Origin of the sequence: Streptomyces sp. NPDC088116 (genome assembly GCF_044741745.1) — a bacterium.
Taxonomy (GTDB): domain Bacteria; phylum Actinomycetota; class Actinomycetes; order Streptomycetales; family Streptomycetaceae; genus Streptomyces.
Genome location: NZ_JBIUTF010000003.1, coordinates 182337 through 197435, shown reverse-complemented (window position 1 = coordinate 197435; position 15099 = coordinate 182337). Strand labels below are relative to the sequence as shown.

Below are 15099 nucleotides of genomic sequence, written 5' to 3'. Positions count from 1 at the left end.
AGAAGGAGCCCATCGTGATCGACTTCCGGCCCAAGTACATCACCTTCGACTGCTACGGCACCCTCACCCACTTCCAGATGTCCGCCGTCACCCGCGGGCTGTACGCGGACCGCGTCACCGAGGACCGGATGGAGGACTTCCTCGACGATTTCGAGGCGTACCGGATCGACGAGGTCATCGGCGCCTACCAGCCCTACCCCGAGGTCATCAAGAACGCCCTGCGACGCGCGAGCGCCCTGTGGAAGCTGGAGTACCGCGACAGCGACGGCGACACCATAGTCGCCTCGGTCCCGAGCTGGGGTCCGCACCCGGACGTCCCGGACGCGCTGGCCAAGCTCGCCGACGCGTACCCGCTCGTCATCCTCTCCAACGCGGCGGACAGCCAGATCGGCGGCAACGTCGAGAAACTCGGCGCGCCCTTCCACGCCGTGTACACGGCCGAGCAGGCCCAGGCGTACAAGCCGCGCCTCCAGGCGTTCGAGTACATGCTCGGAGAGCTGGGCTGCGGCCCCGGCGACGTACTGCATGTGTCGTCCAGCCTGCGCTACGACCTCATCCCCGCCCACGACCTGCGGATCACCAACAAGGTCTACATCAACCGCGGTTACGAGCCGAGCACCTCGTACTACGGCTACAGCGAGATTCCGTCCCTGACCGGGCTGCCCGGACTGCTCGGCCTCTGACGCCGCGACAAGGCTGTCCCGACCCCCGACCGACCCGCGCCCGCGCAGCGGCGCGACGAGAGGAAGAAGAACTCGGTGAAGCCCATTCCTTACTGGCTGGACACCGCTCCGTCCGCCCCGGACCGTACGGCCCTCGCGCTGGACGGACGTACGGACGTGGCGATCGTAGGTGCCGGACTGACCGGCCTGTCCGCCGCGGTGCACCTGGCCCGCAGGGGCGCCCAGGTCACTGTGCTGGAGCAGGACACCGTCGGCTGGGGTGCCTCGGGACGCAATGGCGGGATGGCCACCACCGGGCTGGCCATCGGTTTCCTGACCGCCGTCGCCCGCTACGGCATCCCCACCGCCAAGGCCTCCTTTCTCGCCTACAACGACGCCATCGACACCGTGGAGAAGCTGATCACCGAGGAGGGGATCGACTGCGACTTCGAGCGGAACGGCAAGCTCAACCTCGCCTGCCGGCCCTCCCACTACGAACGTCTGGCGCGCACGCACGAGGCGCTGCACGACCTCATCGGCTACGAGACGAAGCTGATCCCCAAGGAGGACATCCGTTCGGAGATCGGATCCGACTACTACTACGGAGGCATGGCCGACCCTCAGGGAGCCGGACTGCACGTGGGGAAGTTCGTGCGCGGACTCGCGGACACCGCCGAGCGGCTGGGCGTGCGGATCCTGGAGAAGGCGCCCGTGACGGGGGTCCGACGGATCAGCGGGCAGCTGCACGACGTGACCACACCGGTCGGTACGCTCCGCGCCGACCAGGTGCTGTTCGCCAGCGGCGCGTACACCGGGTCGTCGTTCCGCTGGCTGCGCAATCGCATCGTCCCGGTCGGCAGCTTCATCATCGTCACCGAACCGCTCGACCAGGATGTCGTCGACCAGTTGATGCCGACGCGCAGGATGGCGTCCGACTCCAAGAACATCCTGTACTACTTCCGCATCACACCCGACAACCGGCTCCTCTTCGGTGGTCGCGCAAGGTTCGCGATGTCCAGCCCGGAGTCCGATCTCAAGAGCGGACGGATCCTGCGCAAGGGGATGCTCTCCGTCTTCCCGCAGCTCGAGGACGTGCGCATCGACTACTGCTGGGGCGGCCTGGTGGACATCAGCATGGACCAGATGGTGCATGCCGGAGAGCACGAAGGCCTCTTCTACTCCGCCTGTTACTCGGGCCATGGGGTCCAGATGGCCACGCACATGGGCAGCCGGATGGCGGACGTCATGGACGGCAAGCCCGAGGCGAACATCTGGCGCGGGATGAACTTCCCCCGCGTTCCCGGGCACTTCGGACCTCCGTGGTTCCTGCCGTTCGCCGGCGCGTACTACCGCGCGCTGGACGCCCTCACATAGCCGTTGACGGCTGGATCAAGGAGGTGAGGAAATGCTCAGATTCGCCCTGCGACGGGCTGTGGTCATGATCGCCACGCTGTTCGTCGTGTCCGTGCTCACATTCCTCATTCCGTACCTGAGCGGTGGTGACCCGGTCCGCACGATCCTGCGCTCGCAGTCGTCGGACCGGGCGGTCGACCCCGCCGCCGTCGAGGCGATGAAGGCCGAACTGGGGCTCGACCAGTCGCTTCTCGCCCAGTACCTGAGCTGGCTCGGCCGAGCGGTACGGGGTGACTTCGGGTTCTCCTTCACCAGCGGGACGCCCGTCGAACAGCTCCTCGGCGGTGCGCTCGGCGTCTCCCTCACCCTCGCCGTCGTCGCCCTGGGCACCGCGATCCTTATCGCGGTGCCCCTGGGCACACTGGCCGCGACCAGGCCCGGCAAGAAGATCGACACGAGCCTGACCTTTCTGACCCAGGGCTTCGTCGCCGTACCGGAGTACTGGCTCGCACCTGTGCTGGTCCTCGTCTTCTGCCGCTACCTGGGCTGGCTTCCCTCGGCGGGGTGGAACTCGCCGGAGTCCCTGATCCTCCCGGCGCTCACCCTGATGCTCCGGCCCCTGGCCTACTTCACCCGGGTGACCAGGGCCTCGATGATCGACGTCCTGGAGGCGCCGTACATCACCGCCGCCCGCGGCCGGGGGCTCAGCTCCGGCAGAACCCTCGTCCGGCACGGCCTGCGGAACGGGCTGCTGCCCGTACTGACCCTGGCCTCGCTGTGGTTCGCCGGGCTGCTGGGGGGCTCGGTCGTCGTCGAGGTGATGTTCGCCATCCCCGGGATGGGACAGCTCGTCTACAAGGCCGTCGTCAACCAGGACGTGCCCGTCATCCAGGGCGGCCTGCTGTGCCTGGTGGCCCTGGCGGTCGTGGTCAGCACCCTGACCGACCTGCTCGGCGAAGTGATCAACCCGACCGCGGGAGCCCGTCATGGCACTCACTGAACCAGCGCCGGACCTCAGGCCCCATGACAAGCCTCCGACGACCTCGGGGGTACGCAGAGCGGCGTCGTCGTCCTCGGCCACGGTACGGGGCTGGCCCTGGACCGTACGCGCCGGAGCCGCCGTCTTCGTCGTCATGGTGGCGGTCCTGGCCCTGACCCCGTGGATCGCGCCGTACGACCCGGCCGCGCAGGACCTCGCCCAGCGGCTCGCCGGCCCGAGCGGTCAACACTGGCTCGGCACCGACCAGTTGGGCAGGGACGTACTGAGCAGGCTGATGTACGGGGGGCGGTTCTCCGTCTCGATCGCCGCCGTCACGCTCTTGCTCTCCGTCGTCGTCGGCACGCTGATCGGCGCGTTCAGCGCCAGGGTGGGCGGCATGGTCGACGAATTCCTGATGCGCGTCGTCGATCTGCTCATCTCCATCCCCGACGTCGTGGTCGCCCTCTTCCTCATCGCTGTGTTCGGAACCGGCTACGGCACCCTGATCTCGGCGCTCACCATCGTGGGGTGGACCCCCTTCGCCCGCCTCATGAGGGGGCTGGCGCTGGAGATCAACAGCCGCGACTTCATCGAGGCGGCCGAGGCACTGGGGTGCTCACGGTCCTTCATCATCGTCCGGCACGTCATCCCGAACGCCATGCGGCCGTTGACGGCGCTCAGCTTCCTGCGGTTCGGCCACAAGCTGATCACCGTGGGCGGGCTGTCGTTCATCGGACTCGGCGTACAGCCGCCCGACTCCGACTGGGGCGCCATGCTCCTCGACGCCCAGCCCTACATGGAGCAGATGCCGCTCCTGGTGATGGTGCCGGGACTGGCGATCTTCCTCACCGCGCTGAGTGTCTCCCTGATCGGCCAGGGGGTGGAGCCACGGGACAACAAGCAGTGATGGGGCGCCAATCAGGCAGACGAAGGAAGAAGCGGTCCGATGACCATGAGCGATCCGACGATCAAGCACACCTCATCCATGACCCCGGTCTCCCGCAAGACACTCACCTCGCTGGTGACCGAGCAACTCCGTGACGGAATCCATCGGGGCACCTTCCTGCCGGGCAGCCAGCTCCACGAGACCGAACTCGCCGAACGGCTGGGCGTCAGCAGGGGACCGATCCGCGAGAGCCTGCAACGGCTCATCCAAGAAGGGCTGTTGGCGAGCCAGCCGCACCGGGGCGTCTTCGTCCCGGTGCTCACGGAGGAGGACATCATCGATGTCTTCTTCGCCCGGGAGGCGGTGGAGGCCGCGGCCTTCCGCCGCGTCATCACCCAGCCACCCTCCCCGGAACTGCTGGACGCGCTCCGCAGGACACTCGACGAGATGACCTCGGCCGCGGCGGACGACGACTGGTCCACGGTCGGCGAACTCGACGTGCGTTTCCACCGGTTGGTGGTCGACGCCGTCGGCAGCCACCGCCTGAGCCGGATGTTCAGCACCCTGATCTCCGAGACCAGGCTCTGCCTCCACATGATGGCCGGGGCCGATCCCGCCCACCACGATCTGGTGCCGGAACACCATGAGCTGGCCCGGCTGATCGCGGGGGCCGAGCTGGACACCGCGCTCGCCACCCTGCATCAGCACTTCGCCGAAGCCGTGGTGACTCTGCGGCGCCGGCTCCACAACTCCGTACCTGGAGAGGAGAACGGACATGCGCCGACACAGCGACGGCACCCCTGAACGGGGTGACACCGTGCTGCGGGTCCAGGGCCTGCACGTGGAGTTCAACGACGCCGCACACACCCACGCCGTCGACGGCCTCGACCTGACGGTCGGGCGCGGCGAGATCGTCGCGCTCGTCGGCGAGTCGGGTTCGGGCAAGAGCGTGACAGCGCGTTCCGTGATGGGGCTGCTCCCCTCCGAAGCACGGGTCACCGCCGGCTCGATCGTGCTCGAAGGACAGGAACTGGTGGGGCTGCCACCACGCAGCATGGACCGGATGCGCGGGAACCAGGTGGCGATGCTGTTCCAGCAGCCGAAGGCGATGCTCGATCCCACGGCCACGGTACGTGACCAGGTCGCCGAACCGCTCTGGCTGCACCGCGGGCTCAGCCGTCGGCAGGCGAGGAAACAGGTCGTCGGCCTGTTGCGGGACGTCGGGATCCCCGAACCCGAGCGCCGGGCACGTGGCTACGCGTACCAGCTCTCCGGCGGCATGTCCCAGCGCGTCATGATCGCCGCCGCTCTCAGCGGCGGGCCGGGGCTGCTCATCGCCGACGAACCCACGACCGCGCTGGATGTCACCGTCCAGGCGCAGATACTGCGGCTGCTCCGGAACAAACAGCGGGAGTCGGGTCTGTCCGTCCTGCTCATCACGCACGACCTGGGCATCGTCGCCTCGATCGCCGACCGGGTGGCCGTCATGTACGCGGGCCGCATCGTCGAGGACGGGACGACGAGGGACATCTTCGCCGATCCGCAACACCCCTACACACAAGCTTTGTTGCGGGCCTCGCTGCTCCGGTCCGAGCAGGGGAGCCTCTACTCCATTCCGGGCAGCGCGGCCCAGTCCCGGGCGCTCGACCACGGGTGCAGATTCCGCCCGCGCTGTTCGGTCGCCGAGGGCCTGGGAATCGCCAAGAGCTGCGAGGACAACGAGCCGACCCTGCACTCGTGCGGCGCCGGGCACCGGTCCCGATGTTGGGTTCCCGTACGCGAGGAGGTCAGCGCGTGACATCGACGCCTCCCGCTCTCGTCAGCGTGGAGAACCTGGTCAAGACCTTCCCGACGGGCGCGCGTTCGCTCACCGGACGGCGGCAGAAGGTGCTGTCCGTCGACGGCGTCTCCTTCAGTGTCGAAGTCGGTGAAGTCCTCGGTCTCGTGGGCGAATCGGGCTGCGGCAAGAGCACGCTGGCCAGAGCCCTCCTCGGGCTGACCCGGATCGACGCGGGACGTGTGCTCTTCGACGGCGCCGAGGTCTCCGGGCGCAAGGGCGCGGACCGAAAGGCCCTGCGGCGCTCGATGCAGCTCGTCTTCCAGGACCCGTACGCGGCACTCGACCCCCGGATGCGGCTCGGTACCAGTCTCGAAGTGCCCCTGGTACAACACGGCGTGGGCACCCGCGAGGAGAGGCGCGCCCGTATCCTGGACATGCTGCGGCAGGTGGGACTCGACGAGTCGTTCCTCGACCGTCGGCCGGTGGAGTGCTCGGGCGGCCAGCTGCAACGCGTGGTGGTGGCGCGGGCCCTGCTGTTGGAGCCCCGTTTCCTGATCTGCGACGAGCCGACCTCGGCGCTGGACGCCTCGATCCGTGCCCAGATCCTCAATCTGCTGATGGAGCTGAAGGAACGTCTCGGCCTCACGGTACTGATGATCTCGCACGACCTGCGCGTCGTCCGCCATGTGTGTGACCGGGTCGCCGTCATGTATCTCGGCCAGATCGTCGAAGTGGCGCCCCGTGAGCAGCTGTTCGAGCGACCCGCCCATCCTTACACCCAGGCTCTGCTGGCCGCCTCGCTACCGGAGGAGCCGGGCACCGAGACCACCTTCGGCACGCTTCGTGGCGAGCCGCCCAGCCCGGTGAACCCGCCCGACGGGTGCAGATTCCACCAGAGATGTCCCCAGGCCCGCGCACGCTGCGCGACCGAAGTGCCTCAGTCCCACCAGGCCGGCGCGGATCACTCCGTCTCCTGCCACTACTGGGACCAATGACTGAGAAATGCTGAGAGACGAGGATGCAGCCATGTCCGCAGACAGGCCCGATACCGCGCACCAGGACGGCCACCACCACAACGAACACCGGCATGACGGCGATGGCGCGTCCGGCCACGGGCACGGGCACGATCACGGTCGGCCGGACCCGCACAGCCACGACCACAAGGACAGCCCCGGCCACGGCCACGGCAAGGGGCACAGCCACGGCCACGACAAGGGCCACGGCCACGGTCACGGCGAGGGGCACGGCCACGACCACGGGGACGGGCACAGCCACCCCGGCGGTCTGCGTGGCGCCCTCCTGGAGATCTTCCGTCCGCACAGCCACGACGCCGCCGACTCGACGGACGACGCGCTGGAGTCGTCCGCCGAGGGCATCCGCGCGCTGAAGGTCAGCCTGGTCGCTCTCATGGTGACCGCCCTGCTCCAGGTGGGCGTCTTCGCGGTCTCGGGCTCGGTCGCGCTGCTCGCCGATACCATCCACAACTTCTCCGACGCGCTGACCGCACTGCCGCTGTGGTTCGCCTTCGCGCTGAGCGCCCGCGCCGCCTCCCGCCGCTACACCTACGGCTACGGGCGTTCCGAGGACCTGGCCGGCATCTTCATCGTCCTCATGATCACCATCTCCGCGGTGGTCGCGGGCTGGGAGTCCGTCGACCGGCTGCTGAACCCCCGGGAGCTGGAGTCGGTCTGGATGGTCGCGATCGCGGGTGCCGTCGGTTTCGTCGGCAACGAACTCGTCGCCAAGTACCGGATCAGCGTGGGGCGCAGAATCGGCTCCGCCGCGCTGGTCGCCGACGGCCTGCACGCCCGTACCGACGGTTTCACCTCCCTGGCGGTGGTGTTCGGCGCGCTGGGCGTCTGGCTCGGCTTCCCGCTGGCCGACCCGATCGTCGGTCTGCTCGTGACGATCATGATCCTCATGGTGCTGCGCGGTGCGGTGCGTGACATCTTCCGCAGGCTGATGGACTCCGTCGATCCGGAGACCGTCACGGCCGCGGAGGAGACGATCAGCCAGGTGCCCGGAGTCATCGCGATCGAGGTGGTCCGGATGCGCTGGCTCGGCCACCGGCTGCGGGCCGAGGCGGCCATCGTCGTCGACTGCGGGAGTTCCGTCGTCGAGGGGCACGACATCGCCGAGGAGGTCCGCCACCGGCTGCTGCACGACATCGCCAAGCTGGAGGACGCGTCGGTCCACATCAGCCCGTGCAGTCATGACGACCGCGACTTCCACCAGGTGTCCGCCCATCACTTCACGAAGGTGACCTGATGACCGTCGCGCCCGGTGCCACCGCCACGGTGGCACCGGGATCGGCGCCGCCGGTCTGGCAGCCGGCCGCGGGCGCGTTCTGGTCCGGTGTCTGGCGCGACGGCGACTCCTCCTTCCCGGTGTACGACCCGGAGGACGGCGCCCTGCTCGGGTACGTGACCGACGCGAGCGCCGCGGACGTGGACGCGGCGGTCACCTCCGTGGCCGCGGCGGTGCACGAGGGACCGGCCTGGCCGGCCTGGAGCCGGCGCGAGGCGCTGCGGACCGCCGCCTCCCTCGTACGGGAACGCCGCGCCCTGTTCACCGAGGTGATCTCCCGGGAGGGCAGCAAGACCGTACGGGAAGCGGACGCCGAGGTGTCCCGGGCGGCGGAGACGCTGCGTCTCTCGGCGGAGCAGGCCGGACGGCTCACCGGCGAGACGCTGCCCTTCGGGGACACGCCCCGGGGCCAGGACCGGCTCGGTTGGTACACGCGCGAACCGGTCGGAGTGGTCGCCGCGATCACACCGTTCAACGACCCGCTGAATCTGATCGCGCACAAGCTGGGGCCCGCCCTCGTCGCGGGCAACGGTGTCGTGCTGAAACCGGCCGAGACGACGCCGTTCACCGCGCTGGCGTTCATGGCCGTCCTCCTGGACGCCGGGGTCCCCGCCGAACGCCTCGCGGTCGTCCCGGGAGCGGGCAGCACGGCGGGGCAGGCGCTGGTGAGCCACCCGCTCGTCGACCTGGTGTCCTTCACCGGAGGGCACCGGACGGGGAACGCGGTGGCGCGCGCCGCCGGGGCCAGGAAGACCCTGATGGAACTCGGCGGCAACAACTGCGTGATCGTCCTCGCGGACGCCGAGGTGTCCCGTGCCGCGCGGGCGGTGGTGGCAGGCGCGTTCGGCGTGGCCGGGCAGAACTGCCTGTCCGTCCAGCGGGTCTTCGTGGCCGCGGAACTCGCCGAGCGGTTCACCGAGGATGTGGTGACCGCGACCCGGCTGCTGCGAGTGGGCAGCAAGAGGGATCCCTTGACGGATGTCGGCCCGATGATCGAGGAGCGGGAGGCGGTACGGGTGGCGGCGTGGGTCGAGGAGGCGCGGGAACGCGGCGCCGAGATCCGTGCCGGTGGCCGTCGGGAAGGCGCTTTCCACTGGCCGACGGTCCTCACCCGGGTGCCTGCCGGCACTCGTCTGATGACCGATGAGGTCTTCGGTCCTGCCCTGGTCATCAACGCGTTCGACTCCGTGGACGATGCGGTCCGCCAGGCCAACAGCACGGAGTTCGGCCTCCAGGCGGGTGTCTTCACGGGCAGCATCGACAGGGCCCTCGACCTCGCGGAGCGGCTCAGGGTCGGAGCGGTGATGATCAATGACAGCAGCGACTTCAGGATCGACGCCATGCCGTTCGGCGGGCCCAAGCGGTCGGGTGTCGGCAGGGAGGGGGTGCGCTACGCGGTGGAAGCCATGACGGAACCCAAGATCGTCGCCATCCGCCGGTGTTGACAGCCTCCCCGGGCCGTTCCGCGACATGAGCGGCAGCAAGCAGTGTATTGTAGACAATAAGCGAGCTGAGGTGTTGGCGTGCGCCGGCCACCTCGGAGGTGGATGTCGGGTGGGCGAGGGCCTGGACGGGCCCTCGCCCACCCGACGCCTCTGACCCGCCCGACCAGGCGGATCGGATCGTGCTCGTGAAGTCGACCATGACCGTTTGCCTAGTTGGGGAGCCGTGACCCAGGTGATTGAGGGACTCGTCCCGATCGCAAGCCGCACCACGTCGAGTCTGGTCATCGACCAACTCCGGGAACGCATCGTGGACGGCACGTTCCGGCCGGGCAGCCAGATGGGGGAAGCACAGCTGGCGGCCACGTTCGGGATCAGCAGGGGCCCTGTTCGCGAGGCTCTCCAGCGGCTCATCCAGGAGGGGCTGCTCCTCAATGTGAAGAACCGCGGCGTGTTCGTCGTGGAGCTGGGCCCCGGGGACATGGTGGACGTCTTCCTCACCCGGCGTCTCATCGAGCACAAAGCGGCCTCGCTGCTGTGGAAGAGCAAGGACGAGCGGTATCTGACCCGCCTCGACGCTCTCGTCGACGAGCTGGCGGAGGTGTCGTCCTCCCAGAGCCTGTCCGACGTCGTGGCTCAAGACCTCGCCTTCCACGAGATGTTGGTGGAATCCGCCGAAAGCCCCCGGCTGTCCCGGATGTTCGCGACGCTTGTCGCGGAGACCCGCATCTGCCTGTCGGGCATGGCGGAAGCCGCCCCGATGGAGGCCTCCCTGGCCCAGGAGCACCATAAGCTCATCGGCCTTCTCCGCGCGGGCTCCGAGCGGCGGCTTCTCGCGGCAGTGGACAGCCATCTCGACGCGGCGCTGAGCTATTTCACCGACAGGGTCTGAACACCTCAGGCGGAGCAAGGGGCTTGGAGGCCGGATCGCCGGCCGGACCCGCTCGGAGGCCCGCCGGGGAGGTCAGGGCCGACGCGTGTGCAGGCTGTCGATCCGGCAGTCGGTGCGGCAGTCGTGACCGCGCGGCCCAAGGCCCGTCGGCGCACACCCGCAGCGTGATCACCTCTGTGACTCACATCATCTTCAGATTGGCTGAATTTGGTGTTACTTTTTCCCACGTCACGAGTTCCAGCGACAAGCCCCGGCTTGCTGGGCGGCAACCCTCCTTCTGCGGTGGGGTGCCCCGGGTGATGACATGGCTCCACGCGCACACGGATGTGCCGGGAGCAAGCGCGGACCTGTCGTTTCAGGTCCAGGACCTGGGACAGGAGCACGGCATGGCAGCGAAGACAGTGCGTCACGCCCCGTCCCGCCGGCACTCCGCGCCGCGGTTCCTCCCTGTCGAGCGGCCGCTGATCAATCACTCATGGGTCGGCCCGCAGCGCGTCGCCACCCCGCACGGAGGAGCCCTCCAACGATGAGATCCGTCCTGTCCTACCGCCCTCGCCGCCCCCGCGGGCGCGGGTATCTGCCGGTCGTCGTGTCGGCAGGCACCGCCACCGTCCTCGCCGTCGCCACCGGCTGCAGCGTCGACACGGGCGGTGACTCCGGCGGATCCTCCGGCGGCAAGGGCGAGCAGATCACCGTCACCGCGTTCGCCGGTGAGTGGGGGGAGCTGTTCAAGAAGTCCTTCGTCAAGCCGTTCGAGAAGGACACCGGCATCAAGGTGAACGTCGTCTACGGAGCCGACTCGGGCTTCCTCACCAAGCTGCGTGCCGCGGGCGGCAAGGACGCGCCGTTCGACGTCGTCGCCCTCACCCCCGGCTCACTGCACCAGGCCGTCGGCGGCGATCTCCTCCAGCCGCTCAAGACAGCCGATCTCAGCCACTGGAAGCAACTCGATCCGGTACTGACCAAGCAGTCCACCATCGGCGGCTCCGCCTACGGCGTCCCGCTGACCACCGGCTCCAACGGCCTGCTCTACCGCACCGACAAGATCAAGCAGGCTCCCCAGGGCTGGACCGACATCTTCGACAAGAAGTACTGCGGTCATGTCGCGCTGCCCCCGCTGACCTACAACGCGGGCCTGGAGTTCTTCTCCGCGCTGGTCTCCCAGGGGGGCGGCAAGCTCTCCAACCCGGCCGACGTGGACAAGGCGTTCGACAAGCTCGCCGAGCTGAAGGGCTGCGTCTCGGCCTACCCGGCGGACGCCGGCAGCGTCTCCACGGTCCTCCAGAACGGCGACGCGTGGATCGTGCCCTTCTGGGACGGCCGTGCCTTCGCCATGGAGAAGGAAGGGCAGCCGATCGGCTTCACCTACCCCGCCTCCGGTGCGGTCGGCGCGCTGACCTCGTACTACGTCCCCAAGGGCTCGCAGCACAGCGAGGCGGCGTACAAGTTCCTGGACTACCTGAGCTCCGCCCAGCACCAGAAGCCCTTCGCCGAGGGCACCTTCTACGGCGGGGGCAACGACTCCATCGACTACAGCCCCGCGTTCAAGGACAAGGTGAAGTACGGCGAGGCCGTCTACAAGAAGTTCACCTGGGTCGACTACAAGACGGCGACTCCCCAGCTGAACGAGTGGCAGCAGCGTTGGAACCAGATATTCAAGTGAGCGGCGATCCCCAAGTGACCGACGAAACACGCGTCGAAGACGTCGAAGAAGACGCCCAGAGCGACGACTCACAGATCATCGACGACGCACACACCGAAGACGCACACATCGAAATCGACGGCCTCGCCGCCGGTTACGAGGGCCAGCGGGTACTCGACGTCGACCGGCTGACCATCCGGCGCGGCGAGTTCCTGTCCATCCTCGGCCCCAGCGGCTGCGGCAAGACGACCCTGCTGGGAAGCCTGGCCGGTTTCGTACGCCCCACCGCGGGCCGGATCACCCTGGACGGCACGGACCTCACCGACGTACCCACGCACCGTCGCGGACTCGGGCTGGTCTTCCAGAACTACGCGCTCTTCCCGCACATGACGGTCGCCGACAATGTCGCGTACGGGCTCAAGGTACGCCGCGTCGACCGCGCGGAGCGGACCGCGCGGGTCGAGGAGTCACTGCGTCTGGTCGGCCTGGAGCAGTACGCGGGCCGTCGGCCCAAGCAGCTCTCCGGCGGCCAGCAGCAGCGCGTCGCCGTGGCCCGCGCGCTGGCCACCCGGCCCGCCGTCCTGCTGCTCGACGAGCCGCTGTCCAATCTCGACGCCAAGCTGCGCCGAGAGATGCGGGTGGAGCTGAGGGCGCTTCAGCAGCGCCTGGGCATCACCATGGTGTTCGTCACGCACGACCAGGAAGAGGCGATGTCGCTGTCCGACCGGATCGCCGTGATGAACGGTGGCCGGGTCGAACAGCTCGGCACCCCCACCGAGGTGTACCGGGCACCGGCGACCCGTTTCGTCGCCGAGTTCATCGGCGCGGCCAACATCCTGCGTGGCACCGGCACTTCGGACGGGACGCTCGACGTCTCCGGAACCCGCCTGGACTCCGGTCTGGGCGGGCTGCCGGACGGCGTGCCCACCACGCTCGCCGTACGTCCGGAACGGATCGTCGTCCTCCCGGCCGACGCGGAGCCCGCTGCCTTCCCGGGCGCGAGCGGCCACCGGGGCTCCGGGATCGTCGGCTACCGGGCGTTCACCGGTGAGGCCTGGGAGGTACAGGTCGTCGTGGCCGAAGGCTTCGCGGTCAACGCGCGGACGACGGAGGAACCTCCCGCCGTCGGTGCGGCCGTCTCCTTCGGCTGGGCGCCCGCCGACGTCATTGTCCTCGGGCACGAGGAGAAGCCCGGGGATGTGGAAAAGCCCGGGGATGTGGAAAAGCCCGGTCCCGAAGAGAAGCACGGGCACGAGAGGAAGCACGGGCACGAAAAGCCCGGCCACGACAAGCTCGGGCATGACGAGCCCGGGAACGACGAGCCCGGGAACGTGGAAAAGCCCGCGCCCGGAGAAGAGCCGGCCGGATGAGCCCGGCCGCCATCCGGGCACCGCGCCGACTGCGCGGCCTGCTGCCCGTCATCCCCGTCGTCGTCTTCCTGCTCGCCCTGTTCGTGGTCCCGCTGGTGCGGGTCCTCGAACTCAGCCTCCACCCGGTGGATGCCAACGGCTATCCGCAGGACGGTTATTCGCTCACGCAGTACGGCAGGGTGTTCACCGAGTCGTTCTTCTCCGAGGCCCTGTGGCACAGCCTGCTCACCTCCCTGCTGGTCACCGCCCTGTGCGTCCTGCTCGGCTTCCCCGCCGCCTACGCGCTCTCCCGGGCGCGGGCCGGAGTGCTGCGCACCCTGCTGTTCGTCGCGGTCGTCTCACCGCTGCTGACCAGCGTGGTCGTCCGCAGCTACGGCTGGGTCGTGCTGTTCTCCGCCAACGGCGCGGTGAACCGGGTGCTCGTCGGCATCGGCCTGCTGGAGCGGCCCGCCCAACTGCTGACCAGCTATCTGGTCGTGGTCGTCTCCGTCACCCATGTCCTGCTCCCGTTCGCGATCCTGCCGCTGACCACCGCGCTGGGCTCGATCGACGACAACCTCCGCCGCGCCTCGCGGACTCTGGGCGCCGGGTCGGTACGTACCTTCTGGAAGATCACCGTGCCGCTCGGTCTCCCCGGCATCGCCGTGGGAGCGACCGTGGTCTTCGCGCTGGCCATGGGCATCTACATCACCCCGCTGCTGGTCGGCGGCGCCAATCAGCCGCTCGCCGGGCTGCGCGTCTACAGCCAGATCACCAGCGTCTTCGACTACCCGGTCGCCGCGGCGCTCAGCCTGACCCTGCTCCTGCTGACCCTGCTGGGCGTCAGTGCCCTCGGCACCGGATTCCGCCTCTGGGAACGGAAACTCCATGGCTGACCCGTCCCCCCGTACGACCGGTACGCCCCGTACGACGAAGATCTCCGCAACCGGACCGGACCGGAGCACCGACCGGCCCGCGGCCGGGACCGACCGCCCGGCCGGCGCCCTGGGCTCCGCCCTTCTGCGCCGCGGCGGACGGATCGCCGCCGCGCTGCCCGCCACGGCCGTCTTCCTGTTCCTGCTGGCGCCGCTCGCCGTCCTGGCGCTCAGCTCACTGAACTCCACCAGTTCGCTGAGCTTCCCGCCGCGCGGCATCTCCCTGCGCTGGTACGGCGAGGTGCTCACCTCCCCCGACTGGCTGGTGTCGTTCCGGCTCAGCGGACTTCTGGTGCTGCTGGTCGTCGTCACCACCGTGACCATCGGTACGCTCGCCGCGTACGGCCTGGTGCGCGGCGACTTCCCCGGCCGCGGCCTGCTCTCCGGCCTCGCCCTGGCACCGCTGATGGTCCCGGAGATCATCATCGCGCTGGGCCTGCTCTACTACTTCCAGGGCCTCGGCCTGGTCAACAGCCTCACGGGGCTGTGGCTCGCGCACTCCCTGGTCGCGCTGCCGTTCGTCGTCCGTACCGTGATGGTGAGCGCCCAGGCCCTCGACCCGACACTGGAACGGGCGGCGGCCGCCCTCGGCGCCGGGCGGATACGTACCTTCCGCACCGTCACCCTGCCGCTGCTGCGCCCCGGCATTCTCGCGGGAGCGGTCTTCGCCGCCGTCACCTCGCTCGGTGAGGTGGCGGTCTCCGCGCTCGTCTCGGGGTCCAACACCACGACCGTGCCGGTACGGATCTTCTCCGCAGTCCAGTTCCAGCTCGATCCGTCCGTGGCCGCCGTATCCACTCTTCTGATGCTCATCAGCGTGGTCGTGCTGGTGGCGGTCGACCGGTTCACGAATTTCTCCGAGGTGCTCTGAC

General features: G+C 69.0%; 15 protein-coding genes and 1 riboswitch. All 15 genes read left to right on the top strand.

Features of this window, described 5'->3' with window-relative positions:
• Positions 1–14 precede the first annotated feature (14 nt).
• The 15 genes from ACIOJD_RS13375 (at position 15) to ACIOJD_RS13305 (ending at position 15098) form a co-directional block, all read left to right on the top strand.
• Positions 15–683 carry a haloacid dehalogenase type II gene (locus ACIOJD_RS13375; protein ID WP_401912153.1) on the top strand — a complete coding sequence of 223 codons (669 nt, stop codon included), beginning with the start codon at positions 15–17 and terminating at the stop codon, positions 681–683.
• Between the two features lie 75 nt (positions 684–758).
• Entirely contained in the window at positions 759–2036 is a 1278-nt protein-coding gene (locus tag ACIOJD_RS13370) for an NAD(P)/FAD-dependent oxidoreductase (protein ID WP_401912150.1), read from the top strand.
• A 31-nt stretch (positions 2037–2067) separates the two neighbouring features.
• Positions 2068–3015 (top strand): ABC transporter permease, encoded by a 948-nt coding sequence (locus ACIOJD_RS13365; RefSeq protein WP_401912148.1) that lies wholly within the window; start codon positions 2068–2070, stop codon positions 3013–3015.
• Complete coding sequence (locus ACIOJD_RS13360) at positions 3002–3901, top strand: ABC transporter permease (RefSeq protein ID WP_401912146.1); 900 nt, start codon at positions 3002–3004, stop codon at positions 3899–3901. Before ACIOJD_RS13365 ends, ACIOJD_RS13360 begins: the two co-directional genes overlap by 14 nt.
• Before the next feature lie 39 nt (positions 3902–3940).
• Positions 3941–4684: a GntR family transcriptional regulator gene (locus tag ACIOJD_RS13355; protein WP_401912144.1), complete on the top strand. Its 744-nt coding sequence runs from the start codon at positions 3941–3943 to the stop codon at positions 4682–4684.
• On the top strand, positions 4656–5678 hold the full coding sequence (locus ACIOJD_RS13350) for an ABC transporter ATP-binding protein (RefSeq protein ID WP_401912143.1): 1023 nt from the start codon (positions 4656–4658) through the stop codon (positions 5676–5678). The genes ACIOJD_RS13355 and ACIOJD_RS13350 overlap by 29 nt, the downstream gene beginning before the upstream one ends.
• Complete coding sequence (locus tag ACIOJD_RS13345; protein WP_401912140.1) at positions 5675–6655, top strand: ABC transporter ATP-binding protein; 981 nt, start codon at positions 5675–5677, stop codon at positions 6653–6655. Before ACIOJD_RS13350 ends, ACIOJD_RS13345 begins: the two co-directional genes overlap by 4 nt.
• A gap of 31 nt (positions 6656–6686) precedes the next feature.
• Positions 6687–7928 (top strand): cation diffusion facilitator family transporter, encoded by a 1242-nt coding sequence (locus tag ACIOJD_RS13340; protein ID WP_401912137.1) that lies wholly within the window; start codon positions 6687–6689, stop codon positions 7926–7928.
• Positions 7928–9412, top strand: a complete 1485-nt coding sequence (locus tag ACIOJD_RS13335; RefSeq protein ID WP_401912135.1) for an aldehyde dehydrogenase family protein — start codon at positions 7928–7930, stop codon at positions 9410–9412. The genes ACIOJD_RS13340 and ACIOJD_RS13335 overlap by 1 nt, the downstream gene beginning before the upstream one ends.
• A 223-nt stretch (positions 9413–9635) precedes the next feature.
• Entirely contained in the window at positions 9636–10301 is a 666-nt protein-coding gene (locus tag ACIOJD_RS13330; protein ID WP_401912132.1) for a GntR family transcriptional regulator, read from the top strand.
• 226 nt (positions 10302–10527) lie between these two features.
• Positions 10528–10649, top strand: a riboswitch (SAM riboswitch).
• Positions 10650–10687: 38 nt separating this feature from the next.
• Positions 10688–10831 carry a hypothetical protein gene (locus ACIOJD_RS13325; protein ID WP_401912129.1) on the top strand — a complete coding sequence of 48 codons (144 nt, stop codon included), beginning with the start codon at positions 10688–10690 and terminating at the stop codon, positions 10829–10831.
• A complete protein-coding gene (locus ACIOJD_RS13320; protein ID WP_401912127.1) occupies positions 10828–11964 on the top strand; it encodes a PotD/PotF family extracellular solute-binding protein in 1137 nt (378 codons plus the stop codon). The genes ACIOJD_RS13325 and ACIOJD_RS13320 overlap by 4 nt, the downstream gene beginning before the upstream one ends.
• A 14-nt stretch (positions 11965–11978) precedes the next feature.
• A complete protein-coding gene (locus ACIOJD_RS13315) occupies positions 11979–13313 on the top strand; it encodes an ABC transporter ATP-binding protein (protein WP_401912125.1) in 1335 nt (444 codons plus the stop codon).
• Positions 13310–14188: an ABC transporter permease gene (locus tag ACIOJD_RS13310; protein WP_401912122.1), complete on the top strand. Its 879-nt coding sequence runs from the start codon at positions 13310–13312 to the stop codon at positions 14186–14188. Before ACIOJD_RS13315 ends, ACIOJD_RS13310 begins: the two co-directional genes overlap by 4 nt.
• Positions 14181–15098 (top strand): ABC transporter permease, encoded by a 918-nt coding sequence (locus ACIOJD_RS13305; RefSeq protein WP_401912119.1) that lies wholly within the window; start codon positions 14181–14183, stop codon positions 15096–15098. The genes ACIOJD_RS13310 and ACIOJD_RS13305 overlap by 8 nt, the downstream gene beginning before the upstream one ends.
• Position 15099 lies beyond the last annotated feature (1 nt).